Raw genomic sequence first — 11,468 nt, forward strand, 5'->3', positions numbered from 1 at the left:
CCTGTAGACCACTCATGGCACTCATAGGCTACTCAGGCGCGGCCCAGGTAGGCGTGCTTTACCTCCTCGTTCTCGGCCAGGTCTCGAGCTTTGCCCTCCAGGGTAATCCTCCCGCCCTCCATGACGTAGCCGTGATCGGCGATCCGGAGGGCGGCGCGGGCGTTCTGTTCCACCAGAAGAACCGTGGTGCCCTCGCCCGGCAGTCGCCGGAGCTGTCGGAGAATCTCTCGCACCAGGGTCGGCGCGAGGCCCATGGACGGCTCGTCCAGGAGCACCAGCCGAGGCCGGGCCATCAAGACCCGCCCGATGGCGAGCATCTGCTGCTCGCCGCCAGACAGGGTGCCCGCGAGCTGGTTAGCCCGTTCCCGGAGGATCGGGAACAGGCGGAACACCCGCTCCATGGCGGCCTCGATCTCGCCCCGCCGGGAGCGCCGGTACACGGGGTACGCCCCGATCAGGAGGTTATCGCGTACGGAGACCGTGGCGAAGTTCTGCCGCCCCTCGGGGACGTGCGAGATCCCGAGCCACACGATGGTCTCCGGCGCCAGGCCGGCGATCTCCCGTCCCTCGAAGCGGATGCGCCCCCACTGGACCGGCAGGAGCCCCGAGATCGCTCGAAGCAGGGTGGTCTTCCCGGCGCCGTTGGCGCCGATGAGGCAGGCGATGCTTCCTTCCCGGATCTGAAGGCTCACGCCCTTGAGCGCCTGGATCGCGCCATAGGCAACGGCGAGGTCGGTCACCTCAAGCATCGGGCTCTTCCACGCCGAGATAGGCGTCGATGACCGCGGGGTCCTCCCGGATCGCCGCCGGCGGCCCCTGCGCGAGCACCTCGCCGTAGTTGAGGACCAGAATGTTCTCCGACACGCGCATGACGAGATCCATCAGGTGCTCCACGAGTAGGATCGTAATCCCCCGCTCCCGGATGGCGTAGGTGAGCTCCGCGAGGCGCCCGACCTCAATGGGATTCAGGCCTGCGGCCGGCTCATCCAAGAGCAGCAGCACGGGCTCCATCGCCAGGGCCCGGGCGATCTCCAGGAGCCGCTGCTGGCCGAAGGGGAGGCTCCCCGCCGGGTCGTCGCGCCGCTCCTCCAGGCCGACGAAGTCCAGGCAGCCGCGGGCCGCCTCGAGGATCTCCCGCTCCTCGCGCCGTGCGCGGGACGTCCTGAACGCGGTGCTGAGAAAGCCGCTCCCGCTTTTCCGGTGGCGGCCGACCATGACGTTCTCGAGCACAGTCATGTTGGTGAAGATCTGGAGGTTCTGAAAGGTGCGCGCGATCCCGAGGGCCGCCCGGTCCGCCGGGCGGAGCCCGTTCAGAAGCCGCCCGCGAAAGCGGACCTCGCCTCGGTTGAGGGGAAAGAGGCCGTTGATGAGATTGAAGATGGTCGTCTTCCCCGCGCCGTTGGGGCCGATGATGGCGCGGATCTCTCCCGAGCGGACCTCAAAGCTCACCCCGCCGACGGCGACGACGCCGCCGAACTCCTTCCTGAGACCCCGGACTTCCAGGAGCGGAGCCGGCACAGCTATGCCGCTCCCCGGGCCCGCCGCACAAGCCGCAGCGTTCCGGCCGTGAGGCCTTCAGGCATGAAGATCATGATGAGGATCAGGAGGAGCCCGTAGGCGATCACCTCGTGCTCGCCCGAGGCATAGGCGAAGACGCGCGGCATCAGGTCGCGGATTGCCTCGGTCAGGAGGGTGACCGCCGCAGCGCCGAAGGGCGCGCCCCAGATGCTGGCCAGCCCGCCCACCGCCGCCATGACCACGAACTCCACCGACGCGATGAAGCCGAACGGCGCCGGGCTCACGAAGGTCAAGTAATGGGCGTAGAGGCTTCCCGCCAGCGCGGCGTAAACCGCGCTCAGCGTGAAGACCTTGAGCTTCAGCCTGGCCGTGTCCACCCCGAGTGTCTCGGCGGCGACCTCGCTGCCGTGGATGGCGCGGAAGGCCCGCCCGACCCGCGAGTTCACCAGGTTCAGGGAGACGAGCAGCGCCGCGACGACGGCCGCCCAGGCGAGGTAGAAGAATTTCGCGTCGTTATCGAAGGCGAAGCCGCCGATCGCCAGGCGCGGGATGCCGGGGAGCCCGGACGGCCCGCCGGTGAAATCCTTGAACTCGACGAAGGCCAGGTACACGATGATCCCGAAGGCCAGCGTGGCCATGGCGAGGTAGTGACCCCGGAGCCTCAGGATGGGACCGCCGAAGGCATAGGCGATGGCGCCGGTCAGCCCGATCGCCGCCGCCATGGCCAGCCAGGGATCGACACCGAACTTCGTGGTCAGGAGCCCCGAGGTATACGCGCCCAGGCCGTAAAACGCCGCGTGGCCCAGCGAGATCTGGCCAGCGTAGCCCATAAGGAGGCACAGCCCGATCGTGACCACCGCGTGGATGGCGATGAAGACTCCCACGCTCAGCTGGTACTGGCTCTCGACGATCAGAGGGACGCATCCCACCCCGAGGGCCAGCGCGCCGAGCGCCAAGAGATCCTTCCGCCGTCTCATAGACCCGCTCGGGTCCCCACGGCCCGCGTGAAGAGCCCCTGGGGCCGGACGAGAAGGATCAGGAACAGGGCGAGGAAGGCGATCGCTTCCTTATAGGCGGCTCTGAAAATCCCGGCCGAGAGCGATTCCAGGATGCCGAGCAGCAGGGCGCCCGTCACCGCTCCCGGTGCGCTCACCAGTCCGCCCATGATGGCTGCCACGAACCCCCGGAGCCCGAGGTAGAGCCCCATGTCGTAGGAGACCAGGGTCAGGGGCGCCATGACGATTCCGCCCACTGCACCCAGCCCGGCCGAGAGGCAGAAGGCGAGGAGCGACATTCGATCCGGCCGGATGCCGCTGAGCCGCGCAGAGAGCCGGTTGATGGCGCACGCCCGGACAGCTTTGCCGAGATAGGTGAACTCGAAGAAGACGTAGAGGAGCGCGAGGATGGCGGCCGTGGTCCCCAGGATCCAGAGGGCCTGTCGGCTGATGACCGCGCCGCGCACGGAGAACGGCGCGCCGGTGGAGAACGGGGCCAGGGGGAAGGGATCGGTCCCCCAGACGAGCAGGGCGAGACCCCGGAGGACGATGTCCACGCCGATGGTGATGATGATCAGGGTGACCACCGACGCATGCCGCGCCGGATGAATGGCGAGCCGCTCGATCGCTCCGCCCACCAACACGACCGCCGCCACGGCGAGGAGAAAGGCGACCGGGAGGGGTAGACCCAGAGGGACCAGGGACACGATGAACATCGCCCCGAGCATGGCAAACTCGCCCTGGGCGAAGTTGATGATGCCGGTTACGTTGTAGATGGTGACGAACCCCAGCGCGATCAGGGCATAGATCGCCCCCTGGGTCAGCCCGGCCAGGACCAACTGGAGGAGCTGCTCTGGAGCTGTCACGCTACCACTTTTCGCGCGGGAAGTACTTCCACTTGCCTTCCTCGATCCGCACCAGCACCATGGAGCGCTCGTCTAGCCCCACGTGGTCCTCGGCGGACATGTTGAAGATCCCGCCGGTCCCGACGAAGTTCCGGGTCTTTTCCAGCTCGTCACGGATCCTCCCACGCGCCGCCTCCAGCGTCAGGTCAGCGGGGAGGCTGGCCAGGATCGGGAAGAGCATCTGCAGCGCGTCCCAGGCGTGACCGGCGAAGGTGCTCCGCGGCTTGCCGGTTCCCTTTTCGTACCAGGCGATGAAGTCCAGGAGCACTTTCTTCTGGGGGTCGGCGTCGGGCAGCCCCTCGGCCACCAGCATCTTGCCGATGGGGAAGATCACGCCCTCCGCGGCGCCCCCGGCCAGGTCGATGAACGGCTTGGTCCCCACCCCGTGGTTGTGGATCAGCGGGATCGTGAGCCTGAGGTCGCGGACGTTCTTCGTGATGATCGAGGCCGCCGGCGGGATGGCGTGGACGATCAGGACCTCGGCCCCGCTCCCCCGCACCTTGGTGAGCTGCGGCGTCATGTCCTTGTCGGCGTGCTCGAACTTGTCTTCGTAGACGATCTCGATCCCGGCGCCTTTCGCCAGCTCAGCCAGCCCGCGGCGCGAATCCTCGCCGAAGGCGTCGTTGACGTAGAGGCTGGCGACCTTCTTGATCTTCTTGGCCTTGAGGTAGTTGATCTGGTGGACCGCCACGTGGATGTTCGACTGCGGGGTCTTGAACACCCAGTGCCGGTCCCTGACCGGGGTGACGATGGCGTGGCTCGAGGCCATGGAGATCAGCGGCGCCTTCGCCTCAGTCACGATGGGCACGACCGCCAGGCTCGTGGGGCTCTGGCTGGAGGCGATGACGACGTGCACCTTGTCGTCGGCGATCAGCTTCTTGACCGCCTTCACGGTCTCGTCGGGCTTGGACTGGTCGTCGTGGATGATGATCTTCACCGGCCGCTTCTTCCCGTCACGCCCGGCGATCCCACTCTTGGCATCCAGCTCCTTCTGGATCATTACCGCCACGTCCCGCTCCGGCACCCCGAGGGACGAGGCCGGGCCGGTGATGGCCGCGATAAAGCCGATCCGGTACTCCTGGCTCCAGGCGGCCGGCGGCCCCCAGAGGAGCGCTCCCAGCAGGCCGACCGCGCAGACGATCTTTGGTGTGTTCATGATGCCCCTCCTCCCTGGAGTTTGGTTAGGGATTCTCCCTCTTCCAAGAACGCCGTCCGAACCATCCGAAGGGCCTGGAACACCCGCTCGGGCGTCAGCGGGAGCTCCCGCAGTCGGACCCCCACGGCATCGTGGACCGCGTTGGCCACCGCCGCGGAGACCGGGATCGTCCCGGCTTCGCCGACTCCTTTGGCGCCGAAGGGACCCGCGGGATCCACGCTCTCGATCAGCCGGACGACGATCTCCGGCATCTCGGTCGGCGAAAGGAGCGCATACTCCATGAACTGCGGGTTCAGGACATGCCCCTCGCGCACGATGAGCTGCTCGCTGAGCGCGTAGCCCAGGCCCATGTGAATGCCGCCGTGGATCTGCCCCTCGGCGGCCAAGGGGTTCAACGCGCGCCCCACGTCGTGGGCCGACACGAGCTTGACCACTTCCACTCGCCCCGTCGCCTCCTCGACCTCCACGAGCGCCGCCTGGGCGGCGAAGGCGTAGGCGGCCGACACATTGCCTCGGAAGTCCTTGTCGAGCATCTCGTTGGGCGGATCGTAGAACGCCTCGGCCACGAGCGTCCGCCCGCCTTCCCGGAAGTGTGCGGCCCGCACCACCCTGTCGTAGGGGAGCCGCCGCTCCGGTACGTCCCTGACGAAGACGAAGCCGTCAGCCAGTTCGAGCCGCTCCGCCGGCTCGTCCATGGCCTCGGCGGCCATGGCCAGGAGCTTCTGCTTCAGCTCGGCCGCCGCCAGCAGGACGGCGTTGCCCGCGACGAAGGTCGTGCGGCTCGCGTGGACCCCCACATCCCACGGCTTGACCGAGGTGTCCTGGTTGATCACCTCGACGCACTCCAGCGGGACGGCGAGGGCTTCGGCGACGAGCATGGCGAGGACGGTCTCGGAGCCCTGGCCGATCTCGCTGGCGCCCGTCAGGAGCGTCACCTTTCCGAAGTCGTCCAGCTTCAGAATCGCCCCGCAGCCGTCGGAGCGGTAGACGCGCGCCCCGCCACCCACGTGGAACATGGCCGCGTAGCCGATGCCGCGCTTCCAGCCCGGCCGGAGCGGGCGCGGCGGTGGCTTCGTGATCTCCGCGCGGACGGCCTCCAAGCACTCCCCCATGGCGCAGGAGGTGATCCGGCACCCCTGGACCGTGACATCCCCGGGCCGGACCGCGTTGCGGAGCCGGAGCTCCAGGCGGTCCATGCCGAGGCGGTCCGCCAGCTCGTCCATCTGGGACTCCACGGCGAACGTGGACTCCAGGTTGCCGTAGCCGCGCATGGAGCCCGAGTAGGGGTTGTTGGTGTACACGATGGTCGCGTCGAAGCGCACGCTGGGGACGCGGTAGAGGCCGGCGCTGGTGCAGAGCATCACGTACGGTGTGGTGGAGCCCCATGAGACGTACGCGCCGTTATCGATGGTGACGCGCGCCTCGCGCGCGAGCAGCCGGCCATCGGCGGCCGCCGCCGTCCGCATGCGGATCACGCACGGCTCCCGCGTCGGGCTCGCGATGAACTCCTCGGTCCGGTCGAACACGATCCTCACCGGCCGCCCCACACGCCGCGCGACCAGGGCCGCGATGACGTCGATGGGGTAGAGATCGAGCCCACGCCCGAAGTTGCCGCCGACCGGAGGCTGGATCACGCGAATCCGGTCGCCGGTGATCCCCAGGGCCTCGGCGAGATCCCGCTGGTAAAGGAAGGGGACCTGCGTGGTGCTCCACATCGTGAGGCGGCCCTGGGGGTCCCAGGCGGCGATGGCGGCCATCGTGCCGAGGCACGCGGTGGTCACGAAGTCGAGCCGATAGGTTCCGTCGACCGCCGCCGCGGCCTCGGCGAACGCCCGGTCCACGTCGCCGTGGCTGAACTCCCAGCGGGCATTCACCAGGTTTGAGCCGAGCTCCTCGTGGACCAGCGGGGCGCCGGGCCGGAGCGCGGCTTCCGGGTCGAAGACGGCCGGCAGCTCCTCGTACTCCACCTCGATCAGGTCCAGGGCCTCCTGCGCAATCACCTCGCTCTCGGCGGCAACCGCGGCAACCTCATCCCGGATGCACCGCGCCTTGCCCCGCTTGAGCGCCAGGTGATCCCTGGCGAAGCCGAACGGGTACTGCTCCACGCTCTCCCCCGTGATCACGGCGAGCACGCCGGGGAGGGCCGCGGCCTTGTGCGTATCGATGCGGTGGATGCGCGCGTGCGGGTAGCGGGTGCGGAGGATCTTTCCGTGCGCCATCCCGGGAAGCTCGATGTCGTGCAGGTACCGGGTCTGTCCGGTCACCTTCTCAGGCCCGTCGCGCTTCGGGATGCGTTGGCCGATGATCCTGAACTCGCTCATACAACCTCGGAGGGGGGCTCCGCCCCCCTTCCGATACCTCCCCCCGCCGATTGCGCTGGCAAAGCCAGCGCTCGAACACCCTTCCTCCCAATCACTGCAGTCCCACCCGTTGATGCGGGCGCTTCATGGCACCAGCTGGGCCGTATCCATCGCTACTTCACGACGCCCTGCTCGCGGAGCTCCCGGAACTTCTCCCTGGAGTAGCCCAGAAGGCCCACGAGCACAGCTTCGGTGTGCTCACCGAGCGCAGCCGCGGCCCGCACGTCGATCTCCATCCGGCCGTCGACCTTGACCGGGCTCCCGAGCGTGGGGAGCCGTCCGAGGACAGGATGCTCGAGCTCCAGGACCATCCGGCGGTGCTTGACCTGGGCGTCAGAGAGCACTTGGTCCACCGCGTTGATCGGCGCCGCAGGCACCCCTTCGCCGTGAAAGGTCTCGAGCCACTCTGCGGTACTACGCGTGCGGGTCACCGCCTCGATCTCGGGGACCAGGATCGCCCGGTGCTCGAGGCGATGGGTGTTGGTGCCGAAGCGCGGGTCCTGCTCCCACTCCGGCCGCCCCAGGGCGCGGCAGAAGCCGCTCCAGAACTTCTCTGCAAAGACCGCCACCACTAAGTGGCCGTCGGCGGTCGGGAGCGCCTGGTATGGCACCACAGAGGTGTGCCCCGAGCCCATCCGGCCTGGTACCTTGCCATCCGCCCAGAAGTACTGAGCCAGGTAGGTCAGAAGCGACACCTGGCAGTCCAGGAGCGACAGGTCGATCCACGCCCCCTGCCCGGTCCGTTCGCGCCGGAAGAGAGCTCCCGCAACGGCCAACGCCCCGAACATCCCGCCCGCAAGATCGCCCATCGGGAGGCCCATCCGGACCGGCGCCCCGCCCTCCTCGCCGGTCAGGCTCATGGCGCCCCCCATGGCCTGCAGCGCCAGGTCGAAGGCGGGCCAGTCCCGATACGGGCCGTCCTGCCCGTATGCGGAGAGGGAGCAGGCGATGATCCGCGGGTTGAGGGCCTTGAGACGCTCGTAATCGCACTCCATGCGCGCCATGATCCCCGGCCGGAAGTTGTCCCATACCACATCCGAGACGCGGACCAGCTCGTAGAACACTTCGCGGCCCTCCGCCTTCGTGAGGTCCAGGGTCACACTCTTCTTGTTCCGGTTGATCGAGAGGAAGTACGCGCTCTCGCCGTTGGGGAGGAACGGCGGCCCCATCGCGCGCATCGGATCGCCGCCGTCAGGCTCCTCGATCTTGATCACCTCGGCGCCCAGGTCCGCCATCAGCATCGAGCCGTAGGGCCCCGCCAGCATGCGCGAGAGGTCCAGCACCCGAACGCCATCGAAGAGCGTCACTGGATCACCTCGTCCACCCTAATGAGCACAGATTGCGGAATCGTGAGGTCCAAGGCCTTTGCAGTTACCGCGAGGCTCCCCAGAGAACACCAACCCGCTGGACCTTCGCCAGTGGCTCCGCCTGCGCTAAGATCGGCGCCAAACAGATAGCGAGAATGACAATGAGTACGACCCCTCTGAACATTAGCTTCGTCTCGCGTGCTCGAACTCAGTGCTGCAGACTTGCCTCTTCAGGTCCCTGTAAACCCCCCTGCTCGAAACAGTCTCGCTTGAGCAGTTCGCGCTCTCGGTTGATCCGCTAAACCGCACGCTAGTCCCGACCCGCGTGCCCCACGGCCTGAGTTCCCCTCACGCCGCCCTCTCCCCACCGGGGAGAGGGACACGGCTAAACGGCGACAGGCTCCTTGTGCTCGCCGAAGACCTCTTTCAGCGCGCTTGCGATCTCGCCGAGAGTCGCGTAGGCCTTCACCGCCTCCAGGATCGGCTCCATCAGGTTCGCGGTCCCGCGCGCCTCGTCCCTGAGGCGGGCCCGCGTCCGCTCCACAGCAGAGTTGTCCCGCTCGCGGCGGAGCCGGTTGAGCTTGGCCACCTGAGCAGCGGCCACCTTCGGGTCAAAGGAGTAGACCTCAAGTTCGCGGGCCTCCCCTGCCCCCGCATCGCCCGGATAGCAGTTCACGGCCACCTTGGGGATCTCCCCTGAAAGCAACTTCTGCTCGAAGAGGTACGCCTGGCGTGCCACCTCGGCCTGGATGACTCCCGACTTGACGGCTTCCACGATCCCGCCGAGGCGGTCCACCTGAGCCAGCTCTTCCCGAATCTTCTTCTCCATCTCATTCGTCAGCCACTCGATGTAATACGAGCCTGCAAGTGGATCGGCGGTGTCCGCGGCGCCCGACTCTTCGGCGCAGATCTGCATGGTCCGGAGCGCGATGAGCTGGGCCTTCGCTGAGGGGATCGTGTAGGCTTCGTCGTAGGTGGGGAGGGCCATGGTCTGGGCGCCGGAGAGCGCGGCGGTGAGCGCGATGTAAGCGCCGCGAACGATGTTGTTCTCAGGCTCCTGCACCGTGAAGGCCGACCCGCCCCCGCCGATGAGCGTCCTGAACATCCAGGAGCGCGGATTCTTGGCGCCGAAGCGCTCGTGCAGCATCCGGGCGTAGAGGCGGCGGCCAGCGCGGAACTTGGCGACTTCCTCGAAGATCTTCCCCCAGCAGGTGAAGTTGAACGAGATGCGCGGGGCGAAGTCGTCCACAGGGAGCCCGCGCTTGAGCATCAGCTCCGCGTAGGCCGCGGCGATGGCAAGCCCGTACGCCATCTCCTGCGCCGTGGTGCAACCGGCCTCGCGGATGTGGTAGCCGCAGACCGAGACCGGGTTGGCGCGGGGGTAGCGCCGGGTCGAGAACTCGATCAGGTCGCCGACCAGGCGGAGGGAAGGTTCCACCGGATAGACCCAGGTGCCGCGGGCAATGAACTCCTTGAGGATGTCATTCTGAGGGGTAACAACCACGCGCTCGGGGGCGGCTCCCTGCTTCGCCGCCACGGCATAGTACATGGCCGTGATCGGGGCCGCCATGGAGTTGATCGTGAGCGAGACGCTCACCCGGTCGAGGGGGATCCCGTCGAACGCCTCCTCCATGTCGGCAAGTGAATCCACTGCCATGCCGACGCGCCCAACCTCGCCTTCGGCTCTGGGATCGTCGGAGTCGAGCCCGAGCTGGGTGGGCAGATCGAAGGCCACATTGAGAGCATCCTGGCCGTGGGCCATGAGGTACTTGAAGCGGGCATTGGTCTCGGCCGGCGTGCCGAAGCCGACATACTGCCTCATGGTCCAGAGCCGGGCACGGTACATCTCCGGGTGGATGCCGCGCGTGAACGGATATTCACCTGGCTCACCCAGGTCCCGGTGGTAGTCGAGACGCCGAATATCGTCGGGACCGTACACCGGCTTTACCGGGATGCCGGCGTGGAGCCACGCGTCCCTCAGCTTTCGCTTCTCAGCCATCTCACCCTCCTGACTCCAGGGCGTGCGCCCGCGCCCTGAACGCCTCCACAATCCTGTCCAGCGGAGTCCCGATGGCGAAGACTTCCTCTACGCCCGCTGCCTTGAGCGCTGGCACGTCGGCCTCGGGCACGATCCCGCCGACGACCACGGCGATATCAGTTGCCCCGGCGGCCGTGAGGCCGGCCAGCACCTTTGTGGCCAGCGGCAGGTGCGCTCCGGAGAGAACCGAGAGCCCCACCACGTTCACGTCCTCCTGCACGGCCTCGCGGACGATCTCCTCCGGCGTCCGCTTGAGGCCCGTGTAGATCACCTCGAAGCCGGCGTCTCTGAGGGCCTGGGCCACCACCTTGGCTCCCCTGTCGTGCCCATCCAATCCTGGTTTCGCGATCAGGATACGAAGCTTATGCGCGCCCATTCCACGCCGCGCTCGAGCGCGGGATTGGCCCGCGCAACTCTTCGGGGGAGGTCTCGGAGGGGGCCGCTGGGCCCCCTCCGATGGTCAAGCGCGGGATTGGCCCGCGCAACCTCGGGGGGAGGTCCGGAAGGGGGGCGAAGCCCCCCTCCGGGAAAAGTCCGGGTTTCGCGATCAGCACTCGGAGCTTGCGCTCCATCATCCCTCTGCCAATCGGAACGCTGGGAGATAGCGAGGACCGCCGGCGTGATCCGGCGCCACCTTGACCGGCGTGAACCGAACCCGCTTGCCCAAAGAAACGGCGGTCGGCTCCGCCTCGACGATGCGGGCAAAAATCCTGAAGTCAGCGACCTTTACCATGGCCAAGATCAGAGGCTTCTCGAAGCCCGCGGGGATGCCGGTTTCCTGGACGGTGAAGGCGTGAATCGTCCCCTCCTGAGGGAGGTCCACCCAGTCGTACTGGTCCGATCCGCACTCAGCACAAAAGCCCCGGGGCGGCCAGCTCCAGCGCTTGCACCCCGTGCACAGCGTGGTGACGAGCCGGCCCGCGGCCAGGTGCCCGTAGAACTCGTGGAGCTTGTTCTGCTCCGCCGACTCGAGAGGGAACGGATCGATCGCGCGAAAGTAGCTCATCACTCGGAGGGGCGCCGGGTACCCGCCCCGAAGGGGTGGGTGGGCGCTAGGAGCACCGCGGTCCGGCTGCGGGAGCGCACGCAGGTCGGCACGAGGCTTCTCACGCTGGCTCCCCGGCGTAGATCATCACGACGTGCTCGCCCATGCCGCTCCCTCGGAGGGGGGCGTTGCCCCCCTTCCGAG

General features: G+C 67.7%; 10 protein-coding genes. All 10 read right to left on the reverse strand.

Features of this window, described 5'->3' with window-relative positions; all coding sequences use genetic code 11:
- Positions 1-32: 32 nt before the first annotated feature.
- The gene (locus HY726_14375; protein ID MBI4610181.1) at positions 33-749 is read right to left on the reverse strand and encodes an ABC transporter ATP-binding protein; all 717 of its coding nucleotides are present in this window, start codon (positions 747-749) and stop codon (positions 33-35) included.
- Positions 742-1,518: an ABC transporter ATP-binding protein gene (locus tag HY726_14380; protein MBI4610182.1), complete on the reverse strand. Its 777-nt coding sequence runs from the start codon at positions 1,516-1,518 to the stop codon at positions 742-744. Before HY726_14380 ends, HY726_14375 begins: the two co-directional genes overlap by 8 nt.
- Positions 1,519-1,520: 2 nt before the next feature.
- Positions 1,521-2,495: a branched-chain amino acid ABC transporter permease gene (locus HY726_14385; GenBank protein ID MBI4610183.1), complete on the reverse strand. Its 975-nt coding sequence runs from the start codon at positions 2,493-2,495 to the stop codon at positions 1,521-1,523.
- Entirely contained in the window at positions 2,492-3,379 is an 888-nt protein-coding gene (locus HY726_14390; protein ID MBI4610184.1) for a branched-chain amino acid ABC transporter permease, read from the reverse strand. Before HY726_14390 ends, HY726_14385 begins: the two co-directional genes overlap by 4 nt.
- A gap of 1 nt (position 3,380) precedes the next feature.
- Entirely contained in the window at positions 3,381-4,574 is a 1,194-nt protein-coding gene (locus HY726_14395; protein MBI4610185.1) for an ABC transporter substrate-binding protein, read from the reverse strand.
- The gene (locus HY726_14400) at positions 4,571-6,895 is read right to left on the reverse strand and encodes a molybdopterin-dependent oxidoreductase (protein MBI4610186.1); all 2,325 of its coding nucleotides are present in this window, start codon (positions 6,893-6,895) and stop codon (positions 4,571-4,573) included. Before HY726_14400 ends, HY726_14395 begins: the two co-directional genes overlap by 4 nt.
- Before the next feature lie 152 nt (positions 6,896-7,047).
- Positions 7,048-8,199 (reverse strand): CoA transferase, encoded by a 1,152-nt coding sequence (locus tag HY726_14405; GenBank protein ID MBI4610187.1) that lies wholly within the window; start codon positions 8,197-8,199, stop codon positions 7,048-7,050.
- Between the two features lie 427 nt (positions 8,200-8,626).
- Entirely contained in the window at positions 8,627-10,240 is a 1,614-nt protein-coding gene (locus HY726_14410) for a methylmalonyl-CoA mutase (GenBank protein MBI4610188.1), read from the reverse strand.
- A 1-nt stretch (position 10,241) separates the two neighbouring features.
- Entirely contained in the window at positions 10,242-10,655 is a 414-nt protein-coding gene (locus tag HY726_14415; GenBank protein ID MBI4610189.1) for a cobalamin B12-binding domain-containing protein, read from the reverse strand.
- 195 nt (positions 10,656-10,850) lie between these two features.
- Positions 10,851-11,285, reverse strand: coding sequence for an OB-fold domain-containing protein (locus HY726_14420; GenBank protein MBI4610190.1), 435 nt, complete (start codon positions 11,283-11,285; stop codon positions 10,851-10,853).
- Positions 11,286-11,468: the final 183 nt, after the last annotated feature.

This window comes from Candidatus Rokuibacteriota bacterium, from assembly GCA_016209385.1.
GTDB lineage: Bacteria > Methylomirabilota > Methylomirabilia > Rokubacteriales > CSP1-6 > JACQWB01.

Bases quoted from the DNA above. Each gene is read 5' to 3' on its own strand.
- HY726_14395 (MBI4610185.1), bottom strand. From the start codon at position 4,574: ATGAACACACCAAAGATCGTCTGCGCGGTCGGCCTGCTGGGAGCGCTC.
- HY726_14410 (MBI4610188.1), bottom strand. From the start codon at position 10,240: ATGGCTGAGAAGCGAAAGCTGAGGGACGCGTGGCTCCACGCCGGCATC.
- HY726_14385 (MBI4610183.1), bottom strand. From the start codon at position 2,495: ATGAGACGGCGGAAGGATCTCTTGGCGCTCGGCGCGCTGGCCCTCGGG.
- HY726_14415 (MBI4610189.1), bottom strand. From the start codon at position 10,655: ATGGGCGCGCATAAGCTTCGTATCCTGATCGCGAAACCAGGATTGGAT.
- HY726_14375 (MBI4610181.1), bottom strand. From the start codon at position 749: ATGCTTGAGGTGACCGACCTCGCCGTTGCCTATGGCGCGATCCAGGCG.
- HY726_14400 (MBI4610186.1), bottom strand. From the start codon at position 6,895: ATGAGCGAGTTCAGGATCATCGGCCAACGCATCCCGAAGCGCGACGGG.
- HY726_14405 (MBI4610187.1), bottom strand. From the start codon at position 8,199: ATGCTGGCGGGGCCCTACGGCTCGATGCTGATGGCGGACCTGGGCGCC.
- HY726_14420 (MBI4610190.1), bottom strand. From the start codon at position 11,285: ATGAGCTACTTTCGCGCGATCGATCCGTTCCCTCTCGAGTCGGCGGAG.